The organism is Tsuneonella sp. HG222, assembly GCF_053819185.1.
In genome coordinates, this window is sequence record NZ_JBSOQZ010000001.1 from 1233214 (window position 1) to 1248304 (window position 15091).

Sequence of the window (15091 nt, forward strand, 5' to 3'; positions counted from 1 at the left end):
GACGTGTCACGTAATTGCCTGTCATCAGGACAGGGGATGCGCCCCCTTAGTCGCCGGCAGGCGCCACGTCGATGACTTTGCCCTCGGTGTCGAGCGTCTGCGTCCATCCGTTTGCGTCGACCGGGTTGCGATTGTTCTCCGCGCAGGCGTAATCCCACATGTTGGTTCCCGGTGGGTAGCGTTCGAACGTGACGCGCAGCGGCCATGGGCGGGTAAGCGCCACCGGGTCCTCCAGGATCAGGTCGAACACCAGCAGCCTGCTCGCCGGGTCCTCGTGGACCGTGGTCTTTACGGTTAACTTGTCGCTGAACACCACGCCCGCACGGTTCAGGATGACCTGCCCGACACCGTTGAGAGCAACCGTGTCGAAGGTGAGCGTGCCGCCGTTCCACTGGCCGACGCTGTGCCCGGTGTAGGTGTTCCACAGGTCTTCTTCCGACGGGTGATCGCGCCCGTCGGTGTAGATGCGCATGATGTTCGGACCGTTCTCGGTCAGGATCCAAGTCTGTTCGGGCCGGACGATGAACTCGTACCCGTCGGGCGTGGCGAGGACGCGCGGCCAGCCGATCGGCGTGCCGCAGGTGCTGACAGGATCGGGAAACAAACCTTCGGCGACCCGCTTCTGGTTGGCTTCGTAGATCGCCTTGAACTCAGGCGTGTAGGGCGGGTGCCGGCGCGGATCGTCCGGCGGGGGCGGCGGAGCGTCTAACGGCGTTCCGGGCGGAACCTCGTAAAATCCGAAAGCGGTGACATGCCACGCGCCGCTCCAGTCGACCGGCGGCATCTGCTGCGCCTGCGCTGCGCCGCCCAAACAAAGCGCGACCATCAAAGCCAACACACGCCGCATGCTCTCGTCTCCCTCGGGCGCGACAATGTTTCCCATGATGGCGAATTGCAATATGACACTCGCGGGAACGGATGAGAGGGTTGGGCATGACGATGGGAAAGCTCGTTCGGGGCGCAGTCATGGCGACGATGGCGCTGTCCGCCGCGGCCAGCGCGCACCACAGCACCGCAATGTTCGACGCTTCGCGCAAGGTTTTGCTGTCGGGCACCGTGCGCGAGTTCCAGTGGACCAATCCGCATTGCTGGATCCAGATCGAGGCGGGCGCAGCCGAAGGCAAGCAGGCGCGCGAGTGGAGCATAGAATTGGGCAGCCCCAACACGCTTTCGCGCGGCGGCTGGAAGAAGACCTCGCTGGTGCCCGGGCAGAAGGTCAACATGATCGTGAACCCGATGCGCGACGGTTCTCCCGGCGCCCTGCTGGTCAGCGTGACCACGGCCGACGGCAAGGTCTACGGCCCGCAAGGTCGCCCGGTCCCTGCGCAGGATGCCGCCCCGCGGCCCTGAGGATTCCTGCCGCAGCTTGCCGCCGGCAAAGCCACCATTCCTTGTCTTCGCGCGGTGAAGGGCCATAACAGGGCTACGTTGACTCTGACCGAAAGCGCATCGCCATGACCGACCAGCCGACCGCAGCCGACCTTTCCGCCGACATCGCGCGCGTGTTCGCCGCGCAGCAGGCCCATCAGTGGGATGTGAAGGCGAGCGACGCAGCAACCCGCAAGGCCAAGCTGTCGAAGCTCAAGGCGGCGATCGAGAGCCATGCCGACGACATCGTCGCCGCGGTGCAGAAGGACACGCGCAAGCCCGAGGGCGAGATTCGCGTGACCGAGGTGCTGAACATTCTGGGCAACATCCAGCTCAACATCGACAGCGTCGAAGAGTGGATGAAGCCGACCGACGTGACCCCGACCAACAACCCCAACGACGCGGCGATGATCGTGCCCGAGGCGCGCGGCGTGTGCCTGATCTTGGGGCCGTGGAACTTCCCGCTCGGGCTGGTCATGGGCCCGGTCGCGGCCGCAGTGGCAGCGGGCAACTGCTGCATCGTCAAGCTGACCGACCTTTGCCCCAACACCGCCCGGATCGCCAAGGAGATCGTCGGCGAGGTGTTCGAGGAGAACGAGGTCGCGGTGTTCGAAGGCGACGTTTCGGTCGCCGAGGCGCTGCTCGAACTGCCGTTCAACCACATCTTCTTCACCGGCAGCACCCGGGTGGGCAAGATTGTCATGGCCGCGGCCGCCAAGCACCTGGCCACCGTCACGCTCGAACTGGGCGGCAAGTCGCCGGTGATCATCGACGAGGGCGCCGACGTTGAGGCGATCGGCGCGGCGCTCGCAGGCGCCAAGCAGTTCAACGGCGGGCAGGCCTGCATCTGTCCCGACTACGTATTCGTGCGCGAAGGCGAGCAGGACCGCTTGGTCGAGGCCTTCCGCGCCAACGTCGAGAAGAACCTCTATACCGAAGGCACGATCAACAAGAAGGGCATCGCCCAGATCGTCAACCAGGGCAATTTCAACCGGGTGAAGGCCATGTTCGACGACGCGGTCGACAAGGGCGCCACGGTCGCGGTCGGCGGGACGCTGGAAGCCGAGGACCTCACCATCCACCCGACGATGCTGACCGGCGTGACCCCGCAGATGACCATCCTGCAGGACGAAATCTTTGCCCCCGTGCTCCCGGTCATGACCTACGACAGTATCGACCAGGCGATCGATTATATCGAGGCGCGCGACAAGCCGCTGGCGCTCTACGTGTTCAGCCCGAACGAGGCGAACGTCGACAAGGTGCTCAAGCGCACCTCGTCCGGCGGCGTGACGGTGAACGGCGTCTTCTCGCACTACCTGGAGAACCGCCTGCCGTTCGGCGGGGTCAACGGGTCCGGGATGGGCAGCTATCACGGATACTTCGGCTTCAAGGCGTTCAGCCACGAACGGGCGGTCTATATCCACAAGGCCGCCGCCGCCTGAGCTTTTCATTGCCGCGACGGGTTGCGCGCCCTAGAGGCGCTGCAACCCAGTCGCCGCAAAGGCCCGCCGCTTGATCCTCTCCCCTTTCGAATGGACCATCGCCAAGCGCTACATGCTGCCTGGCCGCGGCGAGGCGTTCATCGCGCTGGTCGCGGGCATCTCGCTCGTGGCGGTGATGCTGGGCGTCGCCGCGCTGGTCATCGTGATGAGCGTGATGAACGGCTTCCGCGCCGAACTGATCGACAAGATCGTCGGCCTCAACGGTCATGCGATCATCCAGGGTTACGACAACCGGATCGACGGCTGGCAGGACGTGCTGAAGGAAGCGCGCGAAACGCCGGGCGTGGTGCGCGCCAGCCCGCTGATCGAGGTGCCGCTACTGGCGACTTTCGGCGGCCGGGCCGAGGCCGTGCTGATCCGCGGCAACACACCCGAGGACATCGAACGCATCGGGCCCAACGTCGTTCAGGGCAGCATCGACAGCATCCGCCCGGGCGAGAACAACATCGCCATCGGCAGCCGGCTCGCCATGAACCTCGGCGCGCAATTGGGCGATTCGATAACCATCGTGAACCCACAGGGCCGCGCGACCCCGTTCGGCACGCAGATGCGGATGGTATCCTACACCATCAGCGCGATCTTCGAGATCGGCGTCTACGACTATGACAAGGCCTTCGTGGTCATGCCGATCCCCAACGCGCAGACGCTGCTGCTGTGGGACGACCAGATCCAGATGATCGAGATCAAGACCGAGGATCCCGACACGGTGCGCGAGACCCTCGCCCCGCTGGCGCAGCGCGTTCAGGGCCGTGCGGTGGTCAACGACTGGAAGAACATCAACGCCAGCCTGTTCGAAGCGCTGGAGATCGAGCGCACAGCGATGTTCTTCGTGCTGTCGATCATCGTGCTGGTTGCGGTGTTCAACATCCTGTCGTCGCTGATCATGCTGGTGCGTGCCAAGACGCGCGACATCGCGATCCTGCGAACCATGGGGGCGACGCGCAAGTCGCTGCTCAAGATCTTCGTCACGGTGGGCTTCACCATCGGCGCGATCGGCACGGTCGCCGGCCTGATCCTGGGCGCGCTGGTGCTGATCTTCCGCGGTTCGATCCTGCGCGGGATCGAGATGATGACCGGCGTCAGCCTGTGGGATCCGTCGATCCGCTTCCTTTCGACCCTGCCGGCCAAGACCGACCCGGCCGAAGTGGGCGCCATCGTGGTCCTCGCGCTGGTTCTCAGCTTCCTCGCGACGCTTTATCCCGCCCGTCGGGCGGCTGGGACCGATCCAGTGCAGGTGCTGCGCTATGAGTGACGCCGCCCCGGCTCCCGTCGTCGAACTGACGAACCTGACCCGCAGCTTCGAGCAGGGCGGGGTGCGGATCGACGTCCTGCGCGGGGTCAACCTGGCCATCGCGCCGGGCGAGATCGTGGCGCTGCTGGGCCCCTCCGGCTCGGGCAAGTCGACCATGCTCCAGGCGGTCGGGCTGCTCGAAGGCGGCTTTGGCGGCTCGATCAGGATCGCCGGAACCGAAGCGGCGAGCCTCTCGGGCGACGACCGCACGGCCCTGCGGCGCAATCACCTGGGCTTCGTCTACCAGTTCCATCACTTGCTGCCCGACTTCAACGCGGCGGAGAACGTAGTGCTGCCGCAGATGGTCGCCGGGGTTGACCGGGCGACGGCCGAGGCGCGGGCGCGCGAATTGCTGACGTCGCTGGGCCTGGGCCAGCGGCTCGACCACCGGCCGAGCCAGCTTTCGGGCGGCGAGCAGCAGCGCGTGGCCGTGGGCCGGGCGCTCGCCAACAAGCCGCAGCTGGTGCTGGCCGACGAGCCCACCGGCAACCTCGACGAGGCGACCGCCGACAGGGTGCTCGATGAGTTCCTCCAGCTCGTCCGGGGCACAGGCAGTGCGGCGCTGGTCGCAACCCACAACGAGCGGCTGGCGCTGAGGATGGACCGCGTCGTCAGGCTGCACGAAGGCGTGCTGGAACTGCCGCGCGCCGGCGATAATCCACAGGTCCGGCCTTAACGAATCCCGCCCGCGCGCCTAGCATGGGCGCCATGGCCTACGCTCCCTTCGTTCCGCTGCGCGTGCTGTCGAGCTACTCTATGCTCGAAGGGGCGATCGATCCCAAGGGGATCGCGCGGATGGCCAAGCAGCGCGGCTTTCCGGCGGTGGCGATCTGCGACCGCAACGGCCTGTACGGCTGCGTGCCCTTCGCCAAGGCCTGCGCCGAGGACGGCATCCAGCCGATCGTCGGCGCGCTGCTGGGCGTGGCGCGCGAAGCGGGCGGCGCGATCGATTACCTGCCGCTCTACGTGCAGGACGAGCACGGGTGGAACAACCTGTGTCACCTCGTCAGCCGCGCGCACCTCGACCGGCCGCTGGAGCTCGAGCCGCATGTCGTGCTGGAGGATCTGGAAGGCCGATCAGGCGGGCTCATCGCGCTGACCGGCGCGGCCGAAGGGGCGGTTACCCGCCTGATGGCTGACGGCAAGGCAGAGGCGGCGCGCGCCATGGCGGAGCGGCTCGCAGGGCTGTTCCCGCAGCGGCTCTACGTCGAGGTGGCGCGGCGCGGCAACCCGACCGAAGACGCGGCGGAGGAGGGGCTGATCGAGCTCGCCTACGCCATGGACCTGCCGCTGGTGGCGACCAACCCGGCCAACTTCGCCGAACCGCACATGCATGCCGCGCACGACGCCATGCTGTGCATCGCCAACTCGACTCACATCGACAGCGCCGAGCGCCCGCGCTCCAACCCGGAAGCCTGGGTCAAGTCGGCGCCGATGATGGAGGAACTGTTTTCCGACCTGCCCGAGGCGGTCGCCAACACCCTCGTCGTCGCCCGGCGCTGCGCCTTCGCGCCGCCCAAGCGCAAGCCCATCCTGCCGAGCCTCGCGGGCGATCTCGAGGGCGAGGCGCGCATGCTGGCCGAGGATGCCCGGCGCGGCCTCGCGGCCAGGCTGGAGAAATACGGCGGGCTGAGCGACGAGGAACTGAAGACCTACGTCGATCGCCTCGAGTTCGAGATCGACGTCATCACCGGAATGGGCTTCCCAGGCTATTTCCTGATCGTCGCCGACTTCATCAAGTGGGCCAAGGCGCAGGGCATTCCGGTGGGGCCGGGGCGCGGATCGGGCGCGGGTTCGCTCGTCGCCTGGTCGCTGACCATCACCGACCTCGATCCGATCCGGCTGGGCCTGCTGTTCGAGCGCTTCCTCAATCCCGAGCGCGTCTCGATGCCGGACTTCGACATCGACTTCTGCGAAACCCGCCGCGGCGAGGTGATCCGCTACGTCCAGGCGAAGTACGGCCACGATCACGTCGCCCAGATCATCACCTTCGGCAAGCTCAAGGCCCGCGCGGTGCTGCGCGATACCGGGCGCATCCTTCAGATGAGCTACGGCCACGTCGACCGGCTGTGCAAGATGGTGCCCAACCATCCGACCGACCCGTGGAGCCTGCCGCGCGCGCTGAACGGCGTGGCCGAGTTCAAGCGCGAGTACGACAACGACGACGAGGTGAAGCGCCTGCTCGACCTGGCGATGCAGCTCGAGGGCTTCCCGCGCAACTCCTCCACCCATGCCGCGGGCGTGGTCATCGGCGACCGTCCGCTGGCCAGGCTCGTCCCGCTCTACCGCGATCCGCGCTCGGACATGCCGGTCACCCAGTTCGACATGAAGATCGTCGAGGACACGGGCCTGGTGAAGTTCGACTTCCTCGGCCTCAAGACCTTGTCGGTCCTGCGCAAGGCGCTCGACCTGCTGGCCGCGCGGGGGGTTTCGATCGACCTCGACGCGCTCCCGTGGGACGACGCGCAGGTCTACGATCTGCTCAAGCGGGGCGATACCGTGGGCGTGTTCCAGCTGGAATCCGAAGGGATGCGGCGCACGCTCTCGGCGGTCAAGCCGACCAGCTTCGGCGACATCATCGCGCTCGTCTCGCTCTATCGGCCGGGCCCGATGGACAACATCCCGCTGTTCGGCAAGCGCAAGAACGGCGAGGCGCCGATCGAGTATCCGCACCCCAAGCTGGAAGGCATTCTGGCCGAAACCTACGGCATCTTCGTCTACCAAGAACAGGTGATGCAGGCCGCGCAGATTCTGGCCGGCTACTCGCTCGGCGATGCGGACCTGCTGCGCCGGGCGATGGGCAAGAAGGTCCAGGCCGAGATGGACGCCCAGCGCCAGCGCTTCGTCGACGGATGCAAGGCGCTTTCGGGCATCGAGGCGAAGAAGGCCAACGAGCTGTTCGACCTGATCGACAAGTTCGCCGGCTACGGCTTCAACAAGTCGCACGCCGCGGCCTATGCGCTGCTCAGCTACCAGACGGCGTGGCTGAAGACCCACTATCCCGAGGAATTCTACGCCGCCTCGATGTGCTTCGACATGCACCAGTCGGAAAAGCTGGCGGTCTTCGTCGACGACCTGCGACGCAACGGGCTGACCCTGCTGGGCCCGGACATCAACCGCAGCGAAGCGGAATTCTCGGTCGAGGAGACCGAGACCGGCCATGCCGTGCGCTACGGCCTCGCCGGCATCAAGGGCGTGGGCGAGAAGGCGATGGAACAGATTGTCGAGGAGCGCCGCCGGGCCGGCCCGTTCGAAAGCCTGGAGGACCTGTTCCGCCGGATGCCCAAGGGGGCGATGAACCGCGGCCAGCTCGAAGGGCTGGCGGGCACCGGATCGTTCGATGCCATGGAGCCGAACCGCGCGCTCATAATGGCCAACGCCGACCTGCTGCTGGGCGTGGCGGACGCCGCGACCCGCGAGCGCGAGAGCGGGCAGCACGGGCTGTTCGGCGGGGAGGATCATGCCGAGCCCTCGCTTCGGCTCGCGCCGACCGAACCCTGGACCCGGGCCGAGCAGATGGCGGCCGAGCGCGAGAACTTCGGGTTCTACTTCGCCGCCCATCCGGTCGAGGCCTGGCGCACGGTGGCCAGCGCGAACGGCGCCCGCTCCTATGCCTCGCTGATGGAGAGCGGCGTGCCGGGCGGCGGGCGCATGCCGGCGGTCATGGCGGCGATGATCGAGAGCGTGAACAAGGGCCGCACCCGGCGCGGCGCGGATTTCGTGCGGGCCGACTTTTCGGACAACAGCGGCCAGTTCAGCGCCGCCTGCTTCGAGGAAAGCCTGGTCGAAAGCTTCCAGCGCTGGGCGGCGGATGGCACCTGCGTGCTGCTCAACGTCGAGCTCGATGCGCCGAGCCCGGATGAGCCACCGCGCGTGACGGTGCGCGGGGCGCGCCCGCTGGCCGACGTGAAGGGCGAGGCGCGGATGATGCTGACGCTCGACATCTCGACGCCCGAGGCGCTACAGCAGCTGCGGCTGGAGCTGACCCAGGGCGAAGCGGGCAAGGGCGAAGTGCTCGCCCGGCTGCACGCCGCCGGCGGGGCGGAGCCGATGGTGCGCCTGGGCCGCGACTTCAATCTCGACGGCGAACTGGTCGAGCGGCTGGCCCATATCGACGGCCTCGCCAACGTCGCCCTGCGGCCGCGCACCGGGAGCGCCAGCCTGCGCCTGGTGGCGTAAACGCTGTTTGGAAAGACGGCGTTAGTCATGGCGGCGCATACCGCCGTGCCATGTGGAGCTTCCTCAAGTCGATCGTGCTGGGCGCCGGGCTGACCCTCGTGGTCTGCCTGTTCATCGGCTCGGCCGGCGGGACGGGCGGGTTTCTCCACATCCGCCATTTCACGATCGAGGAGTTCGGCTTCTTCTGGTCGTGGACGCTGTTCGTCGCGGGAACAGCGCTTAGCTTTGGGCTGTTCGCCCTGATGGCCTGATCAGCGGAACAGGCGCGGGGCGAAGTCGGCGAGGTAGCGCCGCCGGTTGATCCAGGTATTGCCGCCGCCGCAGGCGGGAGACGAACCCGGTCAAGCGATCCGTGGGGCGGGGCCGTAGTCGCGCCCGCGATAGTCGTAGTCCCGCCCGAACGCGAACGGCAGCGCGGCCGAGGGCACCCACCAGCCGTGGACCTGCATGTGCAGCCGGAACGGCAGGCGGACGCGGGCGACCGGCGGCGCGGCCAGGTCGTCGCAGTCGGCAATGACGAGTTCGCTGGTCATCGTCGCATAGTCGTTCGCTACCCCCATCAGCCACCCGTCGCCCTCGGCCGCGTCGGCGCGGCGGGGTATGAAATGCGGTTCGAACAGTTCGTGCGTCGGCCCGGCGGTGAACTTGTCCACTCCGCCGGTGTGATGGTCGAACCGGTACCAGGCGTTCCAGTTGCCCTGCATCGGCAGGCGGCAGGCGCTGTGCTGGAAGGGGAAATCCTGGTCATGCAGGAGGTTGAAACTCCAGCGGAAGTCCTGGGTGAGATAGCGATCGTCCATCCGGGTGAAGCTAGTCGGCTCGATCCCGGGGAAAAGGATTTCCTCCTGCCATTCGTCGGACGGCGAGGAGAGGTCGAAGGTCCAGCGCCGGATCGTCTGCCGGCGAGCGTCGTGGTCGAAGCTGCCGCTGTCGAGACTGGGGAACTGCGGGTTGAAGTTGCCGCGCGCGCAGGGCCCGTCGAGGATGACCTTGTCGCCCACCGTCCGCGCGTTGGTGGTGTGGACCATCATCGCGCGATCGGGCGGCCCCTTGAACCAGCGGATGTCCTTCGCCTCACCGTCGCGCGGCAGGACGCCGACGTAGGCCGGGACGCTGCGGTCGTAGGCCCAGTGGTTGCCGCCCCGCTCGAGCCACTCGCGGCTGGTGACCATGCCGGTAGTCGGCAGCACCACGTGCCGCTCGGTGATCGCCCAGTCGTGCATCATCGAGACGACCGGCGCCTTGACCCACACGGTGCGTGACAGCGTGCCGTCGGGCGCGAAGAAATGGATCGCCAGATCGTCCGACAGGTCGCCCTTCGCCTCGTAGCTGAAGGCCAGCATCTCGCCGGTCAGCGGGTCGATCTTGGGATGCGCGGTGAAGCTCGTCGCTTCGAGCCGCCCGCCGAAGTCGTGCTCTTCGATCGTCTCGAGCGTATGCGGATCGAGCAGCATCGGCGGGCTCGATTCCTTCAGCATGAACAGCTTGCCGGCGTGGACGATGGGCGTGGTATTGGCGGTATTCTCCGACAGGTCGCGCGCGATGGGGTCGTTGGTCGCGCGGTTGCGATAGGCGCCGTAGAGCGCGCGGCGTTCCTTGCGCTCGGCGATGTAGCGCGGGGTGCGCACGTAGCGGGTGCGGAAATCGCAGTGCCCCGCGCGGATGCGGAACATGTCGACCATGCCGTCGGCGTTGTAGGGAATGTCGTCCGGGTGGCGCGGGGGATAGCGCCGGTCCACCGCCGCGCGGTAGAACGTGCCGTCGATTCCGGCCGGAATCTCGCCCTCGACCTCGCAGTCGTGCAGGTCGGCCTCGAACCGGGTCGGCGCCCAGAAGCCGGTGGCGAACGGATCGCCGGCGAAGCTCAGTCCCATGGCCACTCCCCTCGCGCGCCAGCCTAGCGCGCGTCAGAGCAAGCGCAACTGCCCTCCGGTCTCGGGCGGGCGGAACTGGGTGTGGTCGAGCTCGAACCTAGCCTTGCCGATCCCGGCGCGGCGGCACGCCAGGCGGAAGCGGGCGCGGAACAGGTCGGCCCAGACCCCGCTGGGCTTCATCCGGCTGAAGAAGCCCGGATCGTTGTCGCGGCCCTTGCCGTCCTTGGCGCGGATCGAGCGCACGATGTTCATCACCTTGTCGCCCCGGTCGGGGAAATGCACCGCCAGCCACTCGCGGAACAGCGGCGCAACCTCGTGCGGCAGGCGCAGCGGAATCCAGCCCGCGCTGTCCACCCCCAGCGCCCCGGCGCGCGCGACGATGGCTTCCATGAACTGGTCGGTGATCGCCGGGATGACGGGCGAGACCGAGCAATGCGTCGGCACCCCGGCCTCGACCAGTTTTCCGAGCGCCGCCAGCCGTTTGGCGGGCGAAGCTGCGCGCGGTTCCAGCTTGCCCGAGAGCGCGGGATCGAGCGAGGTGACCGAAACGGAGACCGCCACCAGCCGGAGCCGGGCCATCTCCGCCAGCAGGTCGAGGTCGGCCAGCACCCGATCCGACTTGGTGGTGATCGTCACCGGGTGGCGCGCTTCGAGGCAAACCTCGAGGATCTGCCGGGTGATGCGATAGCGCTGCTCGATCGGCTGGTAGGGATCGGTGTTGGTCCCCATCGCGATCCACCTGGGCCTGTACTTGGGCCGCGCCAGCGTTTCGCGCAGCAGCCTGGCCGCGTCGGGCTTGGCGAACAGCTTGGTCTCGAAGTCGAGCCCGGGCGACAAGTCGTGATAGGCGTGGGTCGGGCGCGCGAAGCAGTAGACGCAGCCGTGCTCGCACCCGCGATAGGCGTTGATCGACCGGTCGAACCCGATGTCGGGCGACTGGTTGAAGGCGATGATCGTCCTGGGGTGTTCCTCCGTCACCGTGGTGCGCAGCTTGGGCGGCTCACCGTCGAGCGTGGCGACGAAATCCTTCCAGTCGCCGTCGACCTCTCGCTCGGCCAGCCCGAAACGCTGCGGCACCGCGCCCGATTGCGCACCGCGGCCATGAACGGCGGGTTCGAGGCGAGGGTCCATAAATCGGAACATACAAAGAACAAACCGAGTCGGGAAGCCCTTTGCAGGGCGAGGTCCACCACGATCCGGATCTCCCCGACAAGCTCGGCGCGAATCGACTCCGTTATGCAGGCAGCGGCGTGTAGGACGGCGCAAAATCGCCGGCAGCCAATCGGCCGGAATGTATGGGAGAATACGCGATGCTGCTGGTGAGTGGAGGAAACGGCAACCTGGCGCGATCGGTGATCGCGAACCTGCTGCGGGTGACCGACCCGGGCAATATCCTCGTCACCACGCGCGATCCGGCGTCGGACAATGCGCGCGATCTGGCCGCCCGCGGCGTGACGGTGCGGCACGCGGATTTCGACGCGCCTGAGACGCTCGGCCCCGCGTTCGAGGGGGCGACGCGCGCGCTGCTGATCTCGACCTATGCCGACAATGCGGACCGGCTGCGGCAGAACCTCGCCGGGCTGGAGGCGGTCAAGACCGCCGGGGTGGAGCACGTGCTCTACACCAGCTTCCTGGGGGCAGGGCCCGATGCGCTGCCCGAACACACGCAGATGGTCCACTGGCCGACCGAGCAGGCGATTGCCGCCTCGGGCCTCAGCCACACCATCCTGCGCCACGCGCTCTATGCCGAGATCATGGTCGGCGACCTCGATGAGACGCTCGCCTCCGGGGTGCTGCGCCGCTCGCTCGGCGCCAAGCCCTGCGCCTACATTGCGCGCGAGGATCTCGGCTTCTCGGCCGCGACCGTGCTGGCCGGCGGCGGGCGGGAGAACCGTATCCTCAACGAGACGATGGAGCGTGCCTATACCGGCGACGAAATCGCCGAGGCGCTGGCGCGTACCTTCGACCAGCCAGTCCGCTACGAGCCCGTCGCGGCCGAGGACTGGCCCGCCTACATGACCGAGAAATGGGGCATGCCCCCCTCGCTTGCCGCCAGCACCGTGGGCACCATGCGCGCGATCGAGGCCGGCGAGTTCGACCTGGTGTCCGACGACTACCGCAAGGTCACCGGCCGCAGCCCGCAGACGCTGGACGAGTTCCTGCAGGGAGTGAAAGCGGCGCGCGGTTGAGGAGTGCCAGGCGAAGCCCGCGCTGCTCCGCCTTGGATGAACGCCCGATTAGGTCGGATGTGTGATTGATGGTGGAAAGCGGTCCAGTCGTTCAGAATGAACCGATGGGGTTCAGAATCTACCTGCCCATCGGATTCGCCGTATTCGTTGCCGCGACAACGGGCGCGGACGTCTTCGCCAGAATGACCATCGCTGGTGAGTCTTTGGGTGTCGCGCTTGGCGAACATCTGTATTGGGCGGGCGTGCAAGTCGTCGCGACTTTGCTCTTGCTCGCGCCTTTCATTGGCATTCCCTTTCTGTGTCATCTCGTCGAGAAGAAAGCGCGCAGGCGCGGTGTGATCGGCATCTTTTCCATGGCCATGATCGCGCTCTTCTTCTTCTACTTCCAGGGCTACCAAGGAGCGCAAGTCGCTCTGCTGGAGGGAAAGTGGACTGCCTCCACCTTGTCGGTGGGCCTGCTTCCCTTCTTCATTGGCTTGCCTGTTTTCATTGCTGCCTGCGGCGTGGGAGCGCTCGCCATCGAACTCGATCCCCGAAAGTCCTGACTCCGGTCGGCGGCAACCGGATCGCGCGCCCTGTGTCGATCCCAGCGAACGTGGCCCTGAAAGCAAAGCTCGGTTAAGGAACGGTCTCGATGCAGTATTCCCTCGGCCAGCGCGTTGCTTCTGAAGGTCTGGGGACCGGCCTGTTGGTCGCTACCGTAATCGGATCGGGCATCATGGCCGAAACCCTTTCCAGCGGGAACGTGGCCCTGGCGTTGCTCGCCAACACGATCGCTACAGGCGCGATCCTCTACGTCCTGATCACGATGCTCGGCCCAGTCTCGGGAGCGCATCTCAATCCGGTTGTCAGTCTGGTATTCGCGCTCAGGCGGGAGCTGCCGGCCGCGACGACCGCGGCTTTCGTGGCGGCTCAGCTTGTCGGAGGCGCCCTGGGGGCGCTGCTGGCTCATGCTATGTTCGACCAGCCGCTGTTCCAGTTGTCGACACACGCCAGGACCGGAACTTCCCAATGGCTGTCCGAGGCGGTTGCGACTTTCGCGCTGGTCCTGACCATCCTGGGCACATTGCGAAGCCGGCCTCACGCCGTGCCGATCTCGGTCGCGCTAGTCATCGTCGCTGCATACTGGTTCACGGCATCGACGTCGTTTGCCAACCCCGCAGTTACGCTCGCCCGCTCGCTCAGCGATACCTTCGCGGGGATCGCCCCTGCCGATGTTGCGGCGTTCGTCGCCGCTCAGATGGTCGGCGGTCTGGCGGCCTGGCTGATTGCCGAGCGCCTGTTCGGCTGGACGGCCCGCCCGCAGGAGCAGCCGTCCCTGTCGGGATCGCTCGAGCCCTGAGGGCGCGTACTAGATCGCGCGCTGATTGACCCGCTGGGACAGGGCCTCGGCTGATTCCACCCGTTCGGAGTAGCGGTCGGTCAGGTAGGTCGATCGGCCGCGCGTAAGCCAGGTGAACTTCACCAGCTCTTCGCAGACGTCCACCACGCGCTCGTACAAGGCCGACGGCTTCATCCGATCGTGTTCGTCGAATTCGAGGAAGGCCTTGGGTACGGACGACTGGTTGGGGATCGTGATCATCCGCATCCATCGGCCCAGCACACGCATCTGATTGAGCGCGTTGAAACTCTGCGAGCCGCCCGAGACCTGCATGATCGCCAGCGTCTTGCCCTGCGTAGGCCGGGTCGCGCCTTCTGCCAGCGGGATCCAGTCGATCTGGGCTTTCATGATGCCGGTCATCGCCCCGTGCCGCTCGGGACTGACCCAGACCATGCCTTCCGACCAGTTGGCCAAGGCGCGCAGTTCCTGGACTTTCGCATGGGCCGCATCGGCATCGTCGGGCAGGGGGAGGCCGCTGGGATCGAACATGCGAACCTCGCAGCCGAACCATTCGAGCAAGCGAGCCGCTTCCCTCGCCAGGAGCCGGGAAAAGGAACGTGCGCGCAAAGAGCCGTACAGGATCAGGATGCGCGGAGGATGGCCGGGATCGTCCGGCCCGGCGAGAGTGGCAGTCTCGATCGGTCGCAACTCCGCCGTCACGACATTCGGCAGATCGATCGAAGGGCTGTCCGTCATATTACCCGGCCTTTAGAGTTCGGCGGCGGGGCAAGGCAATGTCCCTAGCCCGATCGACAACCGTCCGCCGCCTCGCAACCAGCTAAACCTCCCGCAGCCGCGGCATCAGTTCGACGAAGTTGCAAGGGCGGTTACGGCTGTCGAGTTGCTCGGCCAAGATCCGGTCCCAGCCGTCCTTCACCGCGCCGTTCGATCCGGGGAGGGCGAAGATGTAGGTGCCGCGGGCGAGCACGGCCAGCGCGCGGCTCTGGACGGTGCTGGTGCCGATGGTCTGGTAGCTGACCCAGCGGAACAGTTCGCCGAAGCCCTCGATCACCTTGTCGGCCACGCGGTTCAGCGCCTCGGGCGTCACGTCGCGGCCGGTCAGCCCGGTGCCGCCGGTGGAGACGATCGCGTCGATCGCCGGGTCGTCGATCCAGCTTTCCAGCAGGCGCACGATGGCATCGGCGTCGTCCTTTTCGATTGCCCGGGCGGCCAGCGTGTGACCCGCGTCGCGGATGCGCTGGGCGAGGATTTCGCCGCTGGTATCGTCGTCCGGCCCGCGAGTGTCGGAGACGGTCAGCAGGGCGATGGAAATGGGCTTGAAGGTGCGGCTCTCGTCGATCGCCATG

14 protein-coding genes are annotated in these 15091 nt (G+C 66.9%); 9 read left to right on the forward strand and 5 right to left on the reverse strand.

The window, feature by feature from the left end; all coding sequences use genetic code 11:
- Positions 1-46: 46 nt before the first annotated feature.
- Entirely contained in the window at positions 47-847 is an 801-nt protein-coding gene (locus tag ACWPMZ_RS06255; protein WP_455703143.1) for a hypothetical protein, read from the reverse strand.
- A gap of 86 nt (positions 848-933) precedes the next feature.
- On the opposite strand from ACWPMZ_RS06255, the gene ACWPMZ_RS06260 reads away from it, so the two are divergent.
- The 6 genes from ACWPMZ_RS06260 to ACWPMZ_RS06285 all read left to right on the forward strand — a co-directional run bounded on the left by ACWPMZ_RS06260 (position 934) and on the right by ACWPMZ_RS06285 (position 8591).
- Positions 934-1350, forward strand: coding sequence for a DUF6152 family protein (locus ACWPMZ_RS06260; protein WP_455703144.1), 417 nt, complete (start codon positions 934-936; stop codon positions 1348-1350).
- Between the two features lie 104 nt (positions 1351-1454).
- A complete protein-coding gene (locus ACWPMZ_RS06265; RefSeq protein WP_455703145.1) occupies positions 1455-2810 on the forward strand; it encodes an aldehyde dehydrogenase family protein in 1356 nt (451 codons plus the stop codon).
- Between the two features lie 70 nt (positions 2811-2880).
- Positions 2881-4122, forward strand: a complete 1242-nt coding sequence (locus ACWPMZ_RS06270; RefSeq protein ID WP_455703146.1) for a lipoprotein-releasing ABC transporter permease subunit — start codon at positions 2881-2883, stop codon at positions 4120-4122.
- Entirely contained in the window at positions 4115-4837 is a 723-nt protein-coding gene (locus tag ACWPMZ_RS06275; protein WP_455703147.1) for an ABC transporter ATP-binding protein, read from the forward strand. Before ACWPMZ_RS06270 ends, ACWPMZ_RS06275 begins: the two co-directional genes overlap by 8 nt.
- Positions 4838-4869: 32 nt before the next feature.
- A complete protein-coding gene (dnaE, locus tag ACWPMZ_RS06280) occupies positions 4870-8340 on the forward strand; it encodes a DNA polymerase III subunit alpha (protein ID WP_455703148.1) in 3471 nt (1156 codons plus the stop codon).
- Positions 8341-8390: 50 nt separating this feature from the next.
- Positions 8391-8591, forward strand: a complete 201-nt coding sequence (locus ACWPMZ_RS06285) for a hypothetical protein (RefSeq protein ID WP_455703149.1) — start codon at positions 8391-8393, stop codon at positions 8589-8591.
- 90 nt (positions 8592-8681) lie between these two features.
- Here ACWPMZ_RS06285 and ACWPMZ_RS06290 read toward each other — a convergent pair whose 3' ends face one another.
- A complete protein-coding gene (locus ACWPMZ_RS06290) occupies positions 8682-10214 on the reverse strand; it encodes a carotenoid oxygenase family protein (RefSeq protein ID WP_455703150.1) in 1533 nt (510 codons plus the stop codon).
- A 33-nt stretch (positions 10215-10247) separates the two neighbouring features.
- Entirely contained in the window at positions 10248-11345 is a 1098-nt protein-coding gene (locus ACWPMZ_RS06295) for a PA0069 family radical SAM protein (protein ID WP_455703151.1), read from the reverse strand.
- 179 nt (positions 11346-11524) lie between these two features.
- On the opposite strand from ACWPMZ_RS06295, the gene ACWPMZ_RS06300 reads away from it, so the two are divergent.
- The 3 genes from ACWPMZ_RS06300 (at position 11525) to ACWPMZ_RS06310 (ending at position 13745) form a co-directional block, all read left to right on the forward strand.
- Positions 11525-12403 (forward strand): NmrA family NAD(P)-binding protein, encoded by an 879-nt coding sequence (locus ACWPMZ_RS06300; protein ID WP_455703152.1) that lies wholly within the window; start codon positions 11525-11527, stop codon positions 12401-12403.
- Positions 12404-12507: 104 nt separating this feature from the next.
- Positions 12508-12948: a hypothetical protein gene (locus tag ACWPMZ_RS06305; RefSeq protein WP_455703153.1), complete on the forward strand. Its 441-nt coding sequence runs from the start codon at positions 12508-12510 to the stop codon at positions 12946-12948.
- An 89-nt stretch (positions 12949-13037) separates the two neighbouring features.
- Entirely contained in the window at positions 13038-13745 is a 708-nt protein-coding gene (locus tag ACWPMZ_RS06310) for an aquaporin (RefSeq protein ID WP_455703154.1), read from the forward strand.
- A gap of 9 nt (positions 13746-13754) precedes the next feature.
- Here the strand turns inward: ACWPMZ_RS06310 and arsH are convergent, their stop codons facing one another.
- Complete coding sequence (gene arsH, locus ACWPMZ_RS06315) at positions 13755-14480, reverse strand: arsenical resistance protein ArsH (protein ID WP_455703155.1); 726 nt, start codon at positions 14478-14480, stop codon at positions 13755-13757.
- A gap of 82 nt (positions 14481-14562) precedes the next feature.
- Complete coding sequence (gene moaB / locus ACWPMZ_RS06320; RefSeq protein ID WP_455703156.1) at positions 14563-15090, reverse strand: molybdenum cofactor biosynthesis protein B; 528 nt, start codon at positions 15088-15090, stop codon at positions 14563-14565.
- Position 15091 lies beyond the last annotated feature (1 nt).

Coding starts and splice junctions, on each gene's coding strand:
- ACWPMZ_RS06255 (WP_455703143.1), bottom strand. CDS start 847: ATGCGGCGTGTGTTGGCTTTGATGGTCGCGCTTTGTTTGGGCGGCGCA.
- ACWPMZ_RS06260 (WP_455703144.1), top strand. CDS start 934: ATGACGATGGGAAAGCTCGTTCGGGGCGCAGTCATGGCGACGATGGCG.
- ACWPMZ_RS06265 (WP_455703145.1), top strand. CDS start 1,455: ATGACCGACCAGCCGACCGCAGCCGACCTTTCCGCCGACATCGCGCGC.
- ACWPMZ_RS06275 (WP_455703147.1), top strand. CDS start 4,115: ATGAGTGACGCCGCCCCGGCTCCCGTCGTCGAACTGACGAACCTGACC.
- dnaE (WP_455703148.1), top strand. CDS start 4,870: ATGGCCTACGCTCCCTTCGTTCCGCTGCGCGTGCTGTCGAGCTACTCT.
- ACWPMZ_RS06285 (WP_455703149.1), top strand. CDS start 8,391: ATGTGGAGCTTCCTCAAGTCGATCGTGCTGGGCGCCGGGCTGACCCTC.
- ACWPMZ_RS06290 (WP_455703150.1), bottom strand. CDS start 10,214: ATGGGACTGAGCTTCGCCGGCGATCCGTTCGCCACCGGCTTCTGGGCG.
- ACWPMZ_RS06295 (WP_455703151.1), bottom strand. CDS start 11,345: ATGGACCCTCGCCTCGAACCCGCCGTTCATGGCCGCGGTGCGCAATCG.
- ACWPMZ_RS06300 (WP_455703152.1), top strand. CDS start 11,525: ATGCTGCTGGTGAGTGGAGGAAACGGCAACCTGGCGCGATCGGTGATC.
- ACWPMZ_RS06305 (WP_455703153.1), top strand. CDS start 12,508: ATGGGGTTCAGAATCTACCTGCCCATCGGATTCGCCGTATTCGTTGCC.
- ACWPMZ_RS06310 (WP_455703154.1), top strand. CDS start 13,038: ATGCAGTATTCCCTCGGCCAGCGCGTTGCTTCTGAAGGTCTGGGGACC.
- arsH (WP_455703155.1), bottom strand. CDS start 14,480: ATGACGGACAGCCCTTCGATCGATCTGCCGAATGTCGTGACGGCGGAG.
- moaB (WP_455703156.1), bottom strand. CDS start 15,090: ATGGCGATCGACGAGAGCCGCACCTTCAAGCCCATTTCCATCGCCCTG.